Source organism: Mammaliicoccus sp. Dog046 (assembly GCF_034039665.1).
In the GTDB taxonomy this organism is placed as follows: domain Bacteria; phylum Bacillota; class Bacilli; order Staphylococcales; family Staphylococcaceae; genus Mammaliicoccus.
In genome coordinates this window covers 822,172-840,494 of record NZ_CP120131.1, presented here as the reverse complement: position 1 = coordinate 840,494, position 18,323 = coordinate 822,172, and the positions used below count along the sequence as shown (strand labels likewise).

The following is an 18,323-nucleotide window of genomic DNA, read 5'->3' as shown; positions in this document are numbered from 1 at the left end:
TTAGTCCTCCTCATTCATAATTGCTGGAACTTTGAATTGTCCTGATTCTTTTTCTTTAGCATTAAGTAATGCTTGTTCTTGAGGAATTCCTGATTCACTCTTATCTTCTCTTAGAACATTTTGTAAATCTAATACGTGAAATGTTGGTTCAACATGATCTGTATCAACTTCATCTAATTGTCCTGCAAAGTTTAAGATTTTCTCTAAAGATTGTGTGAATTCATTGACTTCGTCTTGTGAAACTTCAAGTCTAGCTAAATTAGCAACATGTTCAACTTGCTCAGATGTTACTTTCGTCATTATGCGACGCCTCCTTAGTTAATCTAACATCATATAATTTTAACAAATTTTCATATAAAAATCTAAAGTTATTAAAAATAAGTATATGAAAACGAATACATTGTGTATAATAAATTATCAGAAAAATTTTCTGGTAAAAAAAGTCTATGACTGAGGGGTGGTTTTTTATGTTTATTTTAGGAAATACTTTTAAGAACGTTAAGGTCGAAACATCGTGGGAAACGTATGTCATGATCGCTGTTTACTTTGCGATTTTATTAGCAATTGGTTATTACGCATACAAACGTTCAACAAGCACACTCGATGAGTATATGCTAGGCGGTAGAGATTTAGGTGCGTTAGTCACTGCTTTATCAGCTGGTGCATCCGATATGAGTGGCTGGATGATTATGGGGTTACCGGGATCTGTATATAGTATCGGACTTTCAGCAACTTGGATTGCCATCGGACTAACGATTGGTGCGTGGCTAAATTATATACTCGTTGCATCTCGATTACGTATTTATACGGAATTAACAGACAATGCGATTACACTTCCAGACTTCTTCGAAAAACGTTTATCAGACAATACACGTATTGTTAAAATCATTTCTGGACTCGTTATTGTCGTATTCTTCACGTTATATACGCACTCTGGAATGGTTGCTGGTGGCGTATTATTCAATAGTGCCTTTGGTATGAATTATCACGTAGGTCTCGTACTTGCTGCGAGCATCGTTATCCTTTATACACTTTTCGGAGGATATTTAGCAGTGTCTTTAACAGACTTCTTCCAAGGTGTGATTATGATCATTGCATTAGTACTTGTTCCTATCGTCGCTTTATTAAAATTAAACGGTATGGATACCTTTGCTGATGTTGGTGCATTAAAGCCAACAAATTTAGATTGGTTTAAAGGAACAACAACTATTGGTATCATCAGTTTACTCGCATGGGGGTTAGGGTATTTTGGGCAACCTCATATCATCGTTAGATTTATGTCTATAAAGTCTCACAAACTCATGCCGAGAGCACGTAGAATTGGTATTTCATGGATGGCAATTTCTTTACTTGGCGCGTGTATTACAGGCCTAATTGGTATCGTTTTTGTAAATCAAACGCAAGTTAAAGTCGATAATCCAGAAACGATATTTGTCGTAATGAGTCAATTTCTATTCCATCCGTTAATCGGTGGGTTCTTCTTAGCAGCGATATTAGCAGCAATTATGAGTACAATTTCATCTCAATTACTTGTAACATCAAGTGCTTTAACACAAGATTTCTACATGTTAATACGAAAGAAAACATTACAAGATAAAGAGCATAGTAAAGAATTTGTCCTTGTTGGACGACTTTCAGTGCTTCTTGTTTCATTAGTAGCGATGTATATCGCTTGGCACCCTAACGATACGATATTAAATTTAGTTGGTAATGCTTGGGCAGGTTTTGGCGCGGCATTTGGTCCCCTTGTCTTATTATCATTGTATTGGAAACGATTGACTAAATACGGTGCCATTGCAGGTATTATTGGTGGTTCTGTCGTAGTTATTTTCTGGATACTCATGAAAGACCACGGCGGCATATTTGAATTTTACGAAATCATACCTGGGTTTATTACAAGTATCGTTTTAACAATTGTAGTTAGCTTAATGACTAAAGTTCCAAATCAAGCTGTACTCAATAAATTTGATGACATGAAAAAAATATTAAAAAATTAATGGTCATAATCAAATTCTTTAAAAATCCTTAATACTATGCACATTTCGACCAAATTGTGACATTAAATAATAAACATGGTAGACTGAATTTACGGAATATTTAGTCTTCATCCCTTTGATTATTATGTCAGTTCTGTATAATAGTCAACGTGTAACTTTAATATATATAACAAAGGAGTGGGGTATATGTTTATTTTAGGGCAAATTGATGCCAGTGCAGGGGTCGCCTCTGGTTGGCAAACTTATTTCATGATCATAGTTTACTTTGTAGTATTATTAGCAATTGGATACTATGCTTATAAACAGTCTACAAGTAATTTAGACGAGTATATGTTAGGTGGTCGTAGTATTGGGCCATATGTAACAGCCTTATCAGCTGGTGCATCCGATATGAGTGGTTGGATGATCATGGGACTTCCAGGTGAAGTTTATAACGTCGGTCTTTCAGCAACTTGGTTAGCGATTGGTTTAACAGTTGGTGCATATTTAAATTACATATTGGTAGCACCAAAATTACGTGTTTATACTGAACATACTGGAAATGCAATTACTATTCCAGATTTCTTTGAAAAGCGTGTCGCAGATAACACACACGCATTAAAAATTATTTCAGGTATTATTATAGTCGTGTTCTTTACGCTATACACTTCAGTTGGTATGGTATCAGGTGGTACTTTATTTGAAAGTGCATTCGGTATGGATTATCGACTTGGTATTATATTAACGGGTGGTATTGTTGTATTATATACTTTCTTTGGAGGATATTTAGCAGTATCACTTACTGACTTCTTCCAAGGTGTAATCATGTTAATTGCAATGGTTATGGTACCTATTGCAGCATTACTCACATTAAATGGTATGGATACGTTCCATACAGTAGCAGAAGTTAAACCGACAAACTTAGATTGGTTCAAAGGAACTTCTGTCATCAGTATTATAGGGTTAATTTCATGGGGACTAGGTTACTTCGGTCAACCACATATCATCGTAAGATTTATGTCTATTAAATCTCACAAACAATTACCAACAGCAAGACGCTTTGGTATCGGTTGGATGGCAATTTCATTATTAGGTGCTTGTTTAGTTGGTTTAACAGGTATTGCGTATATTTATGAGACAGGTACTAAAATTGAAAATCCAGAAACAATCTTCATTCTAATGAGTCAAGTATTGTTCCATCCACTTGTTGGTGGGTTCTTCTTAGCAGCAATTTTAGCAGCAATTATGAGTACAATTTCATCTCAATTACTTGTAACTTCAAGTGCATTGACACAAGACTTTTATAGAATTATCACTAAAAAAAGAGGACTAGAAGCAGATCGAGACAAAGAATTTGTTATGGTTGGTAGATTCGCAGTATTAGTAGTTGCTATCGTAGCAATTCTACTTGCTTGGACACCAAACGATACAATCCTAAATCTAGTCGGTAATGCATGGGCTGGATTTGGTGCAGCATTTGGTCCATTAGTTCTAATGTCATTGTATTGGAAAGGCTTAACGAAAAACGGTGCAATTGCTGGTATGGTAACTTCATCTATCGTCGTATTATTCTGGATCATTATGAAATCACATGGCGGTATTTTCGAACTATACGAAATCATTCCAGGTTTCATAACAAATATCGTTGTTACTGTAGTTGTAAGTAAATTTACTAAAAAGCCAGATCAAGAAGTGATTGATAGTTTAGATAAAATGAAAAGAATACTTAAAGAAGACTAATGCAATTTAGTATTTAAGTAATTAATATCGACACAAAAGAAATAAGCATATCACGAACTGATTTCCTCAGTTATAGTGATATGCTTATTTTTTATTGGTTGTTTATTGAAGGTTCGCTGAGATATCGTGCGTTTCGGGGGCAATCGCACGATATCTCTCCTTTCACACATATAAATAATTCTTAACTAGTCAATTTTAATGCTATAAACATCATTAATTTAACAACTAAAAAGAAAATAACCGTTTTTAAAGTAAACTCTGTTATTACAAGTATTGTACTACTTATAGATTGAGCTTTAAAAAATGAAATGTTGGAAAGTGCTAATATCACTGATACTCCCAAAATAAACCAGTTATTATTAATTATTTTCATAAATTCCACCTCTTAAACTTGTTCATTTATTTTACAATAATCGTCTTATACACCGTATAACTATCTATTTATATTTCAATTAACCCGATAAGCACATAATAAACATTTTTCCCAACTCACCTAAAAAACCATCCAGCAGTCATTGCTCTGCTGGATGGTTTCTTGTATTTATATTCTATTTATAAATATGGATTTGTGGTTCACTATCGTCTTTGCCTTTTGTGATTAAGGCTTGTGGTTGTTCTCCATCAACGATTGATATTTCCATATCGTCTACACCTTTAAAATATTTCTCTGAAAGATCGGCTATATATTGTGTAACCCCTATCACTTCAGCTTTACCGTAATAATCTAGTGGTACTTTGATTTCTAATTGTGTTAATTTATCGTCATCAAATTGACCAGTACCAACTGCTTGTGTAAAGTTAGGGAAATACTTTTGTAAATCTTGATTAAATTGTTCAAAGTTTGAATTTAAATTCTTATCTAAATCTGACGCTTCATTTGATGGAATCGTCACATGTGTTTGTTTCATTTTTTCCCAGTTCTTAACTGAACGTTCCCCACCATCACTTGACGCATGGGCAATGAATTTCCCTGGCTTAATATCCCCTTCACCTGACTGTACAAATATAGCAAAGTTAATAGGAACATTTTTCAATTCATCTCTTACTCTTAAACGAGATAAGATTTCTTCAGCCATTTCTTTACCTTTTTTCTCTACTTCTTTTTTATCTAGTTCTTTCGTATATGTTTCACCGTAATCTTCTTTTTGATAAACATATTCGCTGTTCATTGCTAGGCCAATGGTCATGCCTGAAATTTTTTGTTTCTTCGCATCACTTTCTGTGAAGTAATCTTGTTCAATGATATGTGAAAGGTATGTAGGTGAATTTTTAGCTATCTTCTCCGGATCTGTTTCTCCATCATGTGTTGGATTCAATCCTAAATTCTTTCCTGCATTACTTTGTTCTTTTTCATCATCACTCATATCTTTGATCTCAGCTTTAGTATACTTAGGTGCTAAATACGCCCTAACCGTATCTTTGTCTAAAAACTGACCATCTCTATATAAATAATCATCTGGCGAGAATGTCTGTTTACTGATATCTAATAATCCACTTTCAAAAGCTTCACTGTTATAACTAGAAATCATATTATCTTGTGTTAAGCCTCGAGCAGCGCTTATTTTAAATGGTAATAATGTTCGATAATAATCGCTTGAAATTTGCATACCTGTAGAAATTTGTTTCGTCTGTTCTTTTTCCTTATCAGATTTATCTTGATTGTCTTTTTGAGTAGTATCTGACGAACATGCTGAAAGCAGTATTACAGACGCTAAAATAAGAAACCCTTTTTTCATATATTTAACCTCTATTCATTGATTTTACGATACTTGTTTAACCATTCTGCCTCTGTCCAAACCTCAATATTGAGTTTATTAGCCTTTTCTAGTTTGGAACCTGCATCTTCTCCTGCAATGACAACATCTGTATTCTTAGTCACACTTCCAGTCACTTTTGCACCTAATGATTGTATCACTTTAGTCGCTTCTGGTCTTGTCATCTCTGTCATTTTACCAGTTAAGACGAACGTTTTACCACTAAAATCAGGATGACCTTCTATATCAGATTGCTTTATGCCTTTATAAACCATATTCACATTTTTATTTTTCAATTTATCAATCAATGTTTTGATATCTTCATTTTCTAAATATGTGACTAGTGATTGTGCCATTTTATGACCGATATCTGGAATAAGTGTTAAATCTTCAATTGTGACTTCAAATAATTGATCAATTGTTTCATATTTTTCTGCAATGATTCGACTGGCTTTCGTTCCTAAATGTCTAACGCCTAAGCCAAATAATAAATGTTCTAATGATTTTTCTTTCGATGCTTCTATTGCAGTTAATAGATTATTAACTTTCTTCTCACCCATTCTTTCAAGTGGTAACAAATCTTCAGCAGTTAAATAGTATAAATCTGCAACATCTTTAATTTTATCATTTTGATATAATTGTTCGATGATTTTATCGCCTAAACCATCAATGTTCATCGCTTGTCTAGACACAAAATGAATCATACCTTCAACGAGTTGCGCTTGGCACTTTGGATTAATACAACGTAAAGCGACTTCACCTTCAATTCTAACTAACTCATGCTCACAGCTTGGACAATGTGTTGGCATGTGGTAAGTCTCACTTTGCTCGTCTCTTTCATCCGCAATACTTCTAACCACTTCAGGAATAATGTCTCCTGCTTTTTTAATGATAACTTTATCACCAATTCTAATATCTTTTTCTTGTATTAAATCTTCATTATGTAATGATGCTCTAGATACTGTCGTTCCAGCAACTTTAACAGGCTCTAAAATAGCGGTCGGTGTTACAACGCCTGTTCTACCTATGCTAAGTTCGATATCTTTCAAAGTTGTCAGTACTTCTTCAGCTGGAAACTTATATGCAATCGCCCATCTTGGTGATTTCTGTGTAAAACCAAGTTCTTCTTGCTGACTTAAATTATCTACTTTAATAACAATACCATCAATATCATATGGTAATTGATTTCTTTGTGTTGTCCATTTTTCGATGAATGATAATACACCTTCGATTGTATCAAAAGTCTCACGTTCTTTATTTGTCTTAAATCCTAACTCATCTAAATTGTTTAACGCTTCAGACTGACTATCTGCATCAATTTCAGTTAAATCATTCACGCTATATAGAAAGATGTCTAGTCTTCTTTTCGCTGTTAATTTAGAATCTAATTGTCTCAGTGATCCTGCCGCAGCATTTCTAGGATTAGCAAAGAGCTGTTCGCCATTTTCTTCCTTAGCTTCATTTAACGCAACAAAAGACTTTCTAGGCATAAATGCTTCACCACGTACCTCCATAGAAAGAGGTTCTTTAATTGTTAAAGGAATGGCATGAATGGTTTTTAAATTCTCAGTAATATTCTCACCAGTTGTACCATCACCACGTGTTAATCCTTGAACAAATCGACCATTTTCATATTTCAAAGATACTGCTAGCCCATCAATTTTCAATTCACATGTATAACGGACTTCGTTTACTTTCTCTTGTATACGTTGATCAAATTTCCTTAAATCTTCTTCATTAAATGCATTACCAAGAGATAACATCGGTGTATCATGATTAATCTTTTCGAATTGAGATAATGGCGTTCCACCAACTCTTACAGTTGGTGAATCTGCCGCCTTTAACTCAGGATGTTCTTCTTCAATTCCAATTAATTCATGCAACAGTTGATCATATTCACTATCTGGAACAGTTGGTTGATCTAATACATGATATTCATGATTATAACGATGTAATAATTGATGAAGTTCTTCAACTCTTAATTTTAATTCGTTCATTAATTATTCTCCCTTTTTCTCAATTGGCGCAAATTGAGCTAATAATCGTTTTGGTCCTTCTTTTTGGAATATAATATCTAATTCTACTGAACCATTTTTGTCATTTACAGCACTAACCATACCTTCACCCCATGATTTGTGTGTTACTTTGTCGCCTACTTTCCAAGATGATGTAGGTGTTTTTTGTGTATTCATACGTTGTGCAAATCCACGTTTAGTCGGCGCAGTTTGTTTTGATTTAAATGATGTCTTCGGTTTAACACCGTCTAATAAATCTTCAGGTATTTCTTTTAAGAACCTTGATTTCATGTTGGCTTGAGATCTACCAAACAATGTACGCGTTGTTGCGTGAGACATGTGAAGTTCTTCTTCAGCTCTTGTTATCGCTACATACGCAATTCTTCGTTCTTCTTCCATTTCATGTTCTTCACCTGATTGTAAACTTCTAAAGTGAGGGAAAATACTTTCCTCCATACCAATAATAAATACAACTTTGAATTCTAAACCTTTCGCTGAGTGCATCGTCATCAATGTTACACCCGCTTCTAAATCGGCATCATCTACATCAGCAACAAGTGATAAATCAGTAAGGAAATTCATTAAAGATTGCTCTTCAACTGGTGTATTCTCCTCGTAATCGCGTGGTACAGATAAGAACTCATCAATATTTTCCAATCGACTTTGTGATTCTATCGTTTGTTCATTTTCAAGCATACGACGATAACCTGATTTATCTAAAATTTGCTCAACAAGCTCAGTAATAGATAAAAATTCTTGTTGTTGCATAAAGTTATTCATCATTTCATAAAAATCTGCACCTTCTTGCGTCACTTTTTTGGATAATCCAATAAAGTCGACTTCTCCTAAAGCATCAAAATAACTTAAGTTATTCATCGCTGCATATTGTGCGATTTTTTGAACAGATGTTGGGCCAATACCTCGTTTTGGTATATTGATAATACGTTCAAAACTAATATCATCATTACTGTTTGAAACGAGTCTCAAATAACTCAAGATATCTTTAATCTCTTTACGATCATAGAACTTCGTACCGCCAACCATCGTGTATGGTATGTTCGATTTCAAGAATGTTTCCTCAAGTACACGTGACTGCGCATTCGTTCTGTATAATATCGCGATGTCTTGATTTTTATAACCGTTTTGTTTTTTCTTTAATATTTCACGAATCACGTATTCTGCTTCGTCTCTTTCAGTTGTTGCTTCGTAATATTTAATTTTTTCACCAGAAGTATTATCCGTCCATAACGCTTTAGGTTTACGTTCCGAATTGTTTCTAATCACTTCGTTGGCAGCAGTTAAAATCGTTTTCGTTGAACGATAGTTTCTTTCCAAATAAATTGTTTGTGCATTTGGATAATCCTCTTCAAAAGATAAAATATTTTTAATGTCAGCACCTCTCCAACCATAAATAGATTGGTCTGAGTCACCTACGACACAAATGTTTTTAAATTTACTTGCTAATAAATTCACTAACGTATATTGTGCCTTATTTGTATCTTGATACTCATCCACATGAATATATTGGAATTTATTTTGATAGAATTCTAACACTTCAGGTACGCGATTAAATAATTGAATCGTCATCATAATTAAATCATCAAAGTCTAATGCATGATTTCGTAATAATTTTTCTTGATAGCCTTTATATACACGAGCAACCATCATTGCGTAAAAATCATTCGCTTCTCTTTCAGCGTCTTCAGTTGTTTTTAGTTCATTCTTCAATTGTGAAATAGCACCTATGAACATTCTTGGTTCATATTTTTTACTATCAATATTTTCTTTCTTTAATATCTCTTTGATGACTGATTTTTGGTCAGTTGGATCGATAATCGTAAAGTTTCTTTCAATACCGATTCGATCAATGTCGCGTCGTAAGATTCTTACACACATTGAGTGGAACGTTGATATCCAAATACTTTCTGCTTCAGGACCAACTAAATGACTAATTCTTTCTTTCATTTCTTTAGCTGCTTTATTTGTAAATGTAATCGCTAATACACTATAAGGCGAAACATCTTTCTCATCTAATAAATAAGCAATTCTGTGTGTAAGTACTCTTGTCTTACCACTCCCTGCACCAGCCATGATTAATAATGGTCCTTCAGTTGTCTTAACTGCTTGTCTTTGTTCGTCATTCATTCTTTCTAACAATGCGTTCATAAAAACCTTCCTTTATTGTTTTACTTTTACTGTTTGTAAAGCGCGCTTTAAATCATCATATATAATATTTCCAACAACAATGGTATCAGCATATTCAGCCATTTCTTCTGCTTTATCTATACTGTCGATCCCACCACCGTAGAATAATTGTGCGTGTTCTAAATGTTCTTTAATATCTTTCACTTCTTCGACATTACCGTATTTACCACTATATTCTAAATAAAATATAGGTAAATGATATAACTTGTCGATAATACGTGCATAACTGATTAAATCTTCTCGATCTAAATCTGTTCGTGCATTTGTAAGTGTTGCTACTTTGCTTTCTTCATTCATTACGATATAACCTTCAAGAAATATTTCATCAAAGTCCATCATATATCCATAGGCTTTCACCGCTTCTTGAAGAATGCCATTATGGTATTCGACCTTATCACTGTTCAATACACTTGGTACAAAGTAAAAATCAAATCCAGGTACAACACTTTCTTTATTCGATATTTCTAATGCACAAGGCAAAGGATATCGTCTAATTCGACTCATCAAATTCAATACATTGTCTTCAGTTACATCATCTGTACCCCCGATAATAATCGCATCAGTACCAGATTCACAAATGCGCATTAAATCTTCATCTGAAATTGATTTTGCCGGGTCTAATTTAAACACATGTCTCCATAACTTTATATCGTACATTCTTAAACTCCTTTAATTATCGTAAGATTAATTATAGCATTTTTAACTTTAAAATCCGAAATGAAAAAGAAAATAAAAGTAAAAAAAGAGTGAAACAATATCCCTCTTATTAATCGAGATTCTTGTTCCACTCCACCATTCTAAAATTAAAGTTATTTACCATAATCAAAATATTCTTCAAGCGTTGTATTTTCTTTATAAATTTTGTTAGCTAAATCTTTACCCACATATCTTAAATGCCATGGTTCATATTGGTAACCAGTTATTTTTTCTTTGCCTTCTGGATACCTTACAATAAATCCATATTCATGTGCGTGTGCTTTAATCCATTTACCTTCGTCTGTTTTACCAAATGAAGTTCTAAAATCATCTGTCGCTGAATCTGAGCCTACATCAAATGTAAGTCCTGTTTGATGTTCTGATTGACCAGGTTTCGCACTATATTGATTGGCTGCTGCTTCTCCATCACGTGCGACATAGTCTTTATATAATTGTTCTTGGTCACTGTAAGATCGATATCCACTTCTAAATACTAAGTCTAAGTTTTCTTTTCTTGCATCTTCAATCAATTTATTTAAATGGTTTCTAGCGATACGATTTTCACCAGGTGCATAGTCACTTGGTAAGTCTACTTTTTTATTTACAAATACATGACCATCAATATATGTAATACCATTTTTCTTTTTAACTTCATGTATTTGTTTACTTTGTGGTGATTGTTTCTTCTGTTTCGTTGTTTCGTGCGATGATGATTGTTTTTCTTTTAGTTCTTGTTTATTCTGATTGCTGTCTTCACTACACGCGCTTAAAGTCAGAATAGATACACCTACAATTAATAATAATTTCTTCATGTGCTACGCTCCTTATTCATCTCTATCTCAATATTATACTACGGATCACAACAAATCGAGGCTGAGACATATATTTATGCCTCAGCCTCATTTTAAAATATATTTTTATTTTTCAAAATCAATATGCATTCTTTCAAGTATCATCGTATACGCGTCGTTACCCCATTGCAATGATCGTTTCACACGAGAAATTGTTGCAGTTGATGCACCAGATTCTTTCTCGATATGCGCATATGTGTATCCTTGTTTGATCATTTTAGCAACTTGAAGTCGTTGTGATAATGATTGTAATTCATTTACTGTACATAAGTCGTCAAAGAACTGATAACATTCTTCTCGCGTCTTTAAAGTTAAGACTGCATCGAACAATTCATCTAATGCTTTACCTCTTAATTTTTCGATTTGCAAAAAATCAACCCCTGTTTTATAAGTTCATTAATTGCATTTTAACGCACTAACCTATTAAAGTACAGTATAAAGACTCTTATTCTATACCAGCTCTTTTAAAGATAGTATCTACTTGATTTAAATGATGATTTTCATCGAAACATTCGTCTAATTCTTCATTATTAAGAAGGTTTGTGATTTTTTCATCTTGTTCCACTAAAGTTCTAAATGGTGTTTGAGTTTCCCATGATTCCATTGCTTTAGGTTGTACAATATCATAAGCTTCTTCTCTAACCATACCTTTGTTAATTAACGTAAGCATCACACGTTGTGAATAGATTAAACCGAATGTTTTATCGATATTACGTTTCATATTTTCAGGATATACAGTTAAGCGATCAATAATGTTAGTGAATCTGTTTAAAGCGTAATCTAAAGCGATAGTTACATCTGGTAACATAATACGTTCAGCAGAAGAATGTGAAATATCTCTTTCATGCCATAAAGGTACATTTTCATATGCAGTCGTTACATATCCTCTAATCACACGCGCTAAACCAGTTACGTTTTCAGAACCGATTGGGTTACGTTTATGAGGCATCGCTGATGAACCTTTTTGTCCTTTAGCGAATGCTTCTTCAACTTCACGTGTTTCTGTTTTTTGAAGTCCACGAACTTCAACAGCAAATTTTTCAATTGAAGTTGCGATTAAGCCTAAAGTAGCAATATAGTATGCATGACGATCACGTTGTAAAGTTTGAGTTGATACTGGTGCACAATCTAACCCAAGTTCAGTACAAACATGTTCTTCAATTTCAGGAGGGATATTTGCGAAAGTACCAACAGCACCACTCATTTTACCTACTTCAATTTCTTCACGAACACGCTTGAATCTTTCAAGGTTACGTTTCATTTCTGTATACCATAAAGCCATTTTAATACCAAAAGTCGTTGGCTCAGCATGTACACCATGTGTTCTACCCATCATTAATGTCGTTTTATGTTCAATTGCTTTATTCTTTAATACTTCTAAGAATTTCTCTAAGTCTTTTTCAATAATTTCATTTGCTTGTTTAACAACATAACTTAACGCTGTATCTACAACATCTGTAGACGTTAAACCGTAATGTACCCATTTACGTTCTTCACCTAATGTTTCAGAAACTTGTCTTGTAAATGCAACAACATCGTGTCTTGTTTCTTGTTCAATTTCTTTTGCTCTATCAACGTCGACTTTAGCATTTTGTCTAATTAGTTTTACATCTTCAGCTGGAATATGTCCTAACTTGCTCCATGCCTCACACGCTAGTATTTCAACCTCTAACCATGCTTCAAAGCGATTTTGTTCAGTCCAAATATTAGCCATTTCTTCTCTAGAATAACGTTCAATCATTGATAAATTCTCCTAACATTTTTTAGTCAAATACATTATAACAGACATTTGTTAACACGTACATTATTTCTGAAAATAGCAATAAAGTTCGTGATTAGAATGATATATTTCTTTCTACTTCATTATATATTGTAACAGTTCGTAAATAAATGAAAAGCATAATCAATAGTAAACTTGTATGTTGTGTATATCACGTGCAGATAAGGCAGATTCTATTATAAAGTCATGGTCTTATTTGCACGTTTGCCCAGTCTTGCTAATATGGACACTCTTATTTACACGTTTACTCACTCTTGCTAATAACGACACCCTTATTTGCACGTTTGCCCAGTCTTGCTAATATGGACACTCTTATTTACACGTTTACTCACTCTTGCTAATAACGACACCCTTATTTGCACGTTTACTCACTCTTGCTAATATGGACACCCTTATTTGCACTTCCACCTCAAAATGCTAATTACCCATGCATAAAAAAACAAACCAAACTGCTAGCAGTTTGGTTTGTCTCAATTTATAGTCAGTTATAATTTCTTTCCTACAAATTGTATTTCTTGTTTTAAAACTTCTATTTCACCATTTTCTTTTTCTATAAAGACTGGCTTTTCAAATCTTTTCACAGGCGTATATCCTTGATCACGCATGCGTTTCAAACACATTTCTATCGTTTCATTATCTTCGACTCTAAACTTCATCTGTATCATACGCCTTTAATTTTTTACTTCGTACGCCTTTAACCCAGAATCCACCATGGATATTCTTCGGTTCATATGCGATAACGAAGGCTTTTGAATCTAATTGCTTAATTGTATCCATTAACTTAAATTCAAACTTACGCGGTGTTAAAATTTGCATTACTAATCGATCGCCATCTCTACCTTTAGCTACGTAATGTGTTACACCATAACCTAAGTCTCTTAGCTTTCTTGGTAAATCTGTTTCATACTCAGCTGTTGTTACATTGACTACGATGTAACCTAATGCAATTTTCTCTTCTATTTTCATACCGACAATAATACCTGCAGCAAATCCTAATGCATAAGCTAAAATATTTTGAACTTGATCTAAACTATTGATTACAAGACCTAAACCAATAACATAGACTACTACTTCAAGTATACTTACAGCTGCTGCTATATATCGATAGCCTTTAAGTGTTAATATCGTTCTCATTGTTAAACAAGATACATAAACTATATTAATAACAAATATAGAAAGTACCATTAACCATGGATTATCTAATATCGCGGACATTTAAACCCTCCATTATTCAAAATCTGGATTTATTTTATCAGGCAAAGTTATGATTGTCACGTATTATTTAGGCCATGTGTACCTTGTGTAAGGTATTTCTCTCTTATGTGCATTTCTTACATAATGATTTTCAATGATATCTTGCGCTTTTTGGTCGACTTTTTTACCTTCTAAGAAATCATCTATCGCGTCGTAAGTAACGCCTAATGCTTCTTCATCAGGTAATGCTGGTTTATCTTCTTCTAAATCAGCTGTTGGTACTTTATTGATTAAGTGATCTGGTCCATCTAAATATTTCAAGATAGCTTTACCTTGTCTCTTATTCAATCCAAATAATGGTGCGATATCACATGCACCATCTCCAAATTTAGTGAAGAAGCCAGTAATGTTCTCAGCTGAATGATCCGTACCCAGTACGATACCGTTATGCGCTGATGCGATTGAATATTGAACTTTCATTCTTTCTCTCGCTTTTTCGTTTCCTTTTTGGAAATCTGTCAGTTCGATGCCCGCTTCTTGTAATGATTGAATACTTGCATCAACAGCTGCTTTAATATTTACTGTTACGCGTTTACTTGGTTGAATAAAGTTCAACGCATCTTGTGTATCTGCTTCATCAATCTGTTCTCCATAAGGTAATCGTACTGCGATAAATTGATAATCTTCATTTTCTTCAGCGTTTAATTCATCAATCGTTAATTGCGCGATTTTACCTAACAACGTTGAATCTTGACCACCAGATATACCTAATACAACAGACTTCACAAAGCTATGTGCTTTAATATATGATTTTAAAAAGTGTTTAATTTCTTCAAATTCTGCTTTCGGATTAATTTCCGGTTTAACTTTCATTTCTTTGACGATGATTGACTGTATATCTCTCATGATTTACTCCACATCCTTTATAGATTCGGCAACACGTTCTGCCACTTCAAAAATCTTCTTATTCTTATTGTCCCAGCATGCTTTACTTAAGTCCACTGGATACTCTTCTGGATTAAGATATCTTTTATTCTCTTCCCATAAAATATCAAGATTATTCAAAGCAAATTGTTTAATTTCTTCTATCATTGGTAATTCATAAACACGTTTACCATTTTCAAAAATATCGTGATGTAAATCTACTGCATTAAAGTGTTTAATATATTTCATTTTATACGTATGAACGGGATGGAACATTTTCAAACGTTCTTCTTCATTAGGATTTTCTTGCTCTAAAGTAATATAATCCCCTTCAGATTTATTTGTCTTCGTATTAATAATACGATATACATTTTTTTTACCAGGTGTTGTTACTTTTTCTGCATTGTTAGAAATTTTAATACGATCAGAAAGTTCACCATGTTCATCTTCTATTGCGACAAGTTTATATACAGCACCTAATGCTGGTTGATCATATGCAGTAATTAATTTTGTACCGACACCCCAAGCTGTGACTTTTGCACCTTGTGCTTTTAAACTTGTGATTGTTTCTTCATCAAGATCATTTGATGCAAATATTTTAGCATCTTGGAATCCTGCTTCATCAAGCATTCTTCTCGCTTCTTTAGAAAGATAAGCAATATCTCCAGAATCTAAACGTATACCTATGAAATTAATTTTGTCGCCTAATTCTTTAGCAACTTTAATTGCATTAGGTACACCAGATTTTAATGTGTGGAATGTATCTACAAGGAAAACACAATTTTTATGTCTTTCGGCATATTTTTTGAAAGCAATATATTCATCATCATATGTTTGAACCATTGAATGCGCATGTGTTCCAGAAATCGGTATACCGAATAATTTACCTGCTCTTACGTTACTTGTTGAATCAAATCCACCAATGACCGCCGCTCTTGCTCCCCAAATAGCAGCATCCATTTCTTGCGCTCTTCTTGTACCAAACTCCATAACGATTTCATCATGGACAACTTGTTTTATACGACTCGCCTTCGTAGCGATTAATGTTTGGAAGTTAACGATATTAAGCAAAGCAGTCTCCATTAATTGTGCTTGAATCAATGGTGCTTCTACTCTAATCAAAGGTTCATTATTAAAACATAATTCCCCTTCTTTCATCGATCTTATATTTCCAGTAAATCTTAAATTAGCTAAGTACTCTAAATAATCATCTTGATAGCCAACTTCACGTAAATACTCAATATCTGATTCGGAAAATCTAAAGTTTTCTATGAACTGAACAATTCTCTCTAATCCACTAAAAATGGCATAGCCACTATTAAAAGGCATACTTCTAAAATAAAGATCAAATACTGCAGTACGTTCATGAATCCCATCATTCCAATAAGTTTCCCCCATATTGATTTGATATAAATCCGTATGCAACATCAAACTATCGTCTTCATATTTATACATTATTCAATACTCCTCAGGTTATATAATTTTATATTATTTTATCACACTTTTTAAATTTAATATTGAAATTTATCTAAAATTCAATTTCATTATTTCTTGTAAATAACCTCTGTGCTAAAATACATTAGATGTAAAATATTAGTGGGAGGCTCTGAAATGAAAAATTCTTCATTCAAAAAATTATTTATTATCCTTTCGATTATAGTGGCAGTTTCTGGTTTCTCACAAGGAATGCTTCTACCATTAATTTCAGTTATTTTTGAACGTAATGGTATTTCCAGTTCTCTCAACGGACTACACGCCACTTCACTCTATATTGGTGTCTTTCTTTCATCTTTTTTTATTGAAGGGTTAGTACGTAAAAGTGGTTTTAAATATATGATTTTAATCGGTGGTGCACTCGTTGCGGTATCTCTATTGTTATTCCCGACTTTAAAATCATTATCCATCTGGTTTATTTTAAGATTAATTATCGGTATAGGCGACAACATGTTACACTTCAGCACGCAAACTTGGCTCACACATATCACACCTAAAGAAAAATTAGGCAAAACGATTTCCGTTTATGGCTTTAGTTTTTCAGCTGGTTTTATGGTTGGACCTTTACTAGCTAAACTCGTGGATGTTTCAGAATCGTTACCATTTATCATTTCTGCATGTTTATCAGTCTTCACGATATCACTCATTCTATTCATTCATAATGACTTTCCATCATCGAATGTTAGACCAGTTAATATGATCAATACATTGAAGAATTTTGGTGATGTTTTAAAAACATCATGGATTGCATTTATGTTTCCATTCTTATACGGCTTATTCGAAGCAGGATTGCACAGTAATTTCCCTGTGTATGCATTAAGAAATAATTTAGACGTAACAAGCATTACGCTAATATTACCAGCATTTAGTTTAGGGGCATTAATATCCCAAGTTCCACTAGGTATGTTAAGCGATATACACGGCAGAAAAAAGGTGTTATCCATTCTTACTTTATTAGGTAGTATTACATTTATGTTTGGTGATTTCTTACCAACATCTACCTTTATCATGATGGCACTGTTTCTCATAGCAGGATTATTTACAGGATCATTTTATGGACTTGGTGTTAGTTTCATGACCGATTTAACACCAAAAAACAATCTACCAGCAGGTAATTTAATGATAGCAATGTCATTTAGTATCGGGAGTATCGTTGGTCCAATGATTGGTGGAATGATCATTCAAATTTCAAATGGAACAATATTCTTCACACTTATAGCTTCGTTTGTATTTATAGTATTTTTATTATTACAAACGCAGAAAAGACCAACGCAAATAACAGAATAAAAAAACAAAGCTGGGACATATCGTCTCAGCTTTATTTTTTGGAGAAAATGGTAATATCAGCATTGTTTCCTTTTCCTATAAAGAGATATCGTGCGTTTGATACCTAATCGCACGATATCTCAGCACTATCCCCATACTCTTCGTGCGTTTCATACCTAATCGCACGATATCTCAGCTCATACCCCTTACTCTTCGTGCATTTGATACCCAATCGCACGATATCTTAGCTCATACCCCTAACTCTTCATGCGTTTCACACCCAATCGCACGATATCTCTGCACTATCTCCATACTCTTCGTGCGTTTGACACCTAATCGCACGATATCTCGGCGCATATCCGTTTCATATTTGTTTTTTTATTTCAAATTTTCAGAACTTTCAATTGATAACTTATTACATGCATGTT

At 33.6% G+C, this 18,323-nt stretch carries 16 protein-coding genes; 3 read left to right on the top strand and 13 right to left on the bottom strand.

Going from position 1 to position 18,323, the window contains the following annotated elements:
• Complete coding sequence (gene gatC, locus P3U32_RS04155) at window positions 1–300, bottom strand: Asp-tRNA(Asn)/Glu-tRNA(Gln) amidotransferase subunit GatC (RefSeq protein ID WP_323704376.1); 300 nt, start codon at window positions 298–300, stop codon at window positions 1–3.
• A 167-nt stretch (window positions 301–467) separates the two neighbouring features.
• Between gatC and putP (P3U32_RS04150) the strand changes: the two genes are divergently transcribed.
• Window positions 468–1,997 carry a sodium/proline symporter PutP gene (gene putP / locus P3U32_RS04150; protein ID WP_323704375.1) on the top strand — a complete coding sequence of 510 codons (1,530 nt, stop codon included), beginning with the start codon at window positions 468–470 and terminating at the stop codon, window positions 1,995–1,997.
• A gap of 186 nt (window positions 1,998–2,183) precedes the next feature.
• The gene (putP, locus tag P3U32_RS04145) at window positions 2,184–3,716 is read left to right on the top strand and encodes a sodium/proline symporter PutP (protein WP_323704374.1); all 1,533 of its coding nucleotides are present in this window, start codon (window positions 2,184–2,186) and stop codon (window positions 3,714–3,716) included.
• A 181-nt stretch (window positions 3,717–3,897) separates the two neighbouring features.
• Here the strand turns inward: putP (P3U32_RS04145) and P3U32_RS04140 are convergent, their stop codons facing one another.
• From P3U32_RS04140 to P3U32_RS04085, 12 genes are all read right to left on the bottom strand, one after another.
• Window positions 3,898–4,089: a hypothetical protein gene (locus tag P3U32_RS04140; RefSeq protein WP_323704373.1), complete on the bottom strand. Its 192-nt coding sequence runs from the start codon at window positions 4,087–4,089 to the stop codon at window positions 3,898–3,900.
• 175 nt (window positions 4,090–4,264) lie between these two features.
• Complete coding sequence (locus P3U32_RS04135) at window positions 4,265–5,452, bottom strand: CamS family sex pheromone protein (protein WP_323704372.1); 1,188 nt, start codon at window positions 5,450–5,452, stop codon at window positions 4,265–4,267.
• Window positions 5,453–5,463: 11 nt separating this feature from the next.
• Entirely contained in the window at window positions 5,464–7,467 is a 2,004-nt protein-coding gene (ligA, locus tag P3U32_RS04130; protein WP_323704371.1) for an NAD-dependent DNA ligase LigA, read from the bottom strand.
• A 3-nt stretch (window positions 7,468–7,470) separates the two neighbouring features.
• The gene (gene pcrA / locus P3U32_RS04125) at window positions 7,471–9,651 is read right to left on the bottom strand and encodes a DNA helicase PcrA (RefSeq protein ID WP_323704370.1); all 2,181 of its coding nucleotides are present in this window, start codon (window positions 9,649–9,651) and stop codon (window positions 7,471–7,473) included.
• 12 nt (window positions 9,652–9,663) lie between these two features.
• Window positions 9,664–10,347, bottom strand: a complete 684-nt coding sequence (locus P3U32_RS04120; RefSeq protein WP_323704369.1) for a heptaprenylglyceryl phosphate synthase — start codon at window positions 10,345–10,347, stop codon at window positions 9,664–9,666.
• A gap of 152 nt (window positions 10,348–10,499) precedes the next feature.
• Entirely contained in the window at window positions 10,500–11,198 is a 699-nt protein-coding gene (locus P3U32_RS04115; RefSeq protein ID WP_323704368.1) for a M15 family metallopeptidase, read from the bottom strand.
• A 105-nt stretch (window positions 11,199–11,303) separates the two neighbouring features.
• Window positions 11,304–11,606, bottom strand: a complete 303-nt coding sequence (locus P3U32_RS04110; RefSeq protein WP_323704367.1) for a YerC/YecD family TrpR-related protein — start codon at window positions 11,604–11,606, stop codon at window positions 11,304–11,306.
• A gap of 76 nt (window positions 11,607–11,682) precedes the next feature.
• Entirely contained in the window at window positions 11,683–12,978 is a 1,296-nt protein-coding gene (gene purB, locus P3U32_RS04105; protein ID WP_323704365.1) for an adenylosuccinate lyase, read from the bottom strand.
• Window positions 12,979–13,502: 524 nt separating this feature from the next.
• Window positions 13,503–13,673 carry an NETI motif-containing protein gene (locus P3U32_RS04100; RefSeq protein ID WP_323704364.1) on the bottom strand — a complete coding sequence of 57 codons (171 nt, stop codon included), beginning with the start codon at window positions 13,671–13,673 and terminating at the stop codon, window positions 13,503–13,505.
• Window positions 13,663–14,232, bottom strand: a complete 570-nt coding sequence (locus P3U32_RS04095; RefSeq protein ID WP_323704363.1) for a DUF2179 domain-containing protein — start codon at window positions 14,230–14,232, stop codon at window positions 13,663–13,665. Before P3U32_RS04095 ends, P3U32_RS04100 begins: the two co-directional genes overlap by 11 nt.
• 63 nt (window positions 14,233–14,295) lie before the next feature.
• On the bottom strand, window positions 14,296–15,117 hold the full coding sequence (nadE, locus tag P3U32_RS04090; protein WP_323704362.1) for an NAD(+) synthase: 822 nt from the start codon (window positions 15,115–15,117) through the stop codon (window positions 14,296–14,298).
• A gap of 3 nt (window positions 15,118–15,120) precedes the next feature.
• Entirely contained in the window at window positions 15,121–16,590 is a 1,470-nt protein-coding gene (locus tag P3U32_RS04085) for a nicotinate phosphoribosyltransferase (RefSeq protein ID WP_323704361.1), read from the bottom strand.
• Window positions 16,591–16,746: 156 nt separating this feature from the next.
• Here P3U32_RS04085 and P3U32_RS04080 point away from each other — a divergent pair, with 156 nt between their 5' ends.
• On the top strand, window positions 16,747–17,916 hold the full coding sequence (locus P3U32_RS04080; protein ID WP_323704360.1) for an MFS transporter: 1,170 nt from the start codon (window positions 16,747–16,749) through the stop codon (window positions 17,914–17,916).
• The last annotated feature ends 407 nt before the right edge of the window (window positions 17,917–18,323 follow it).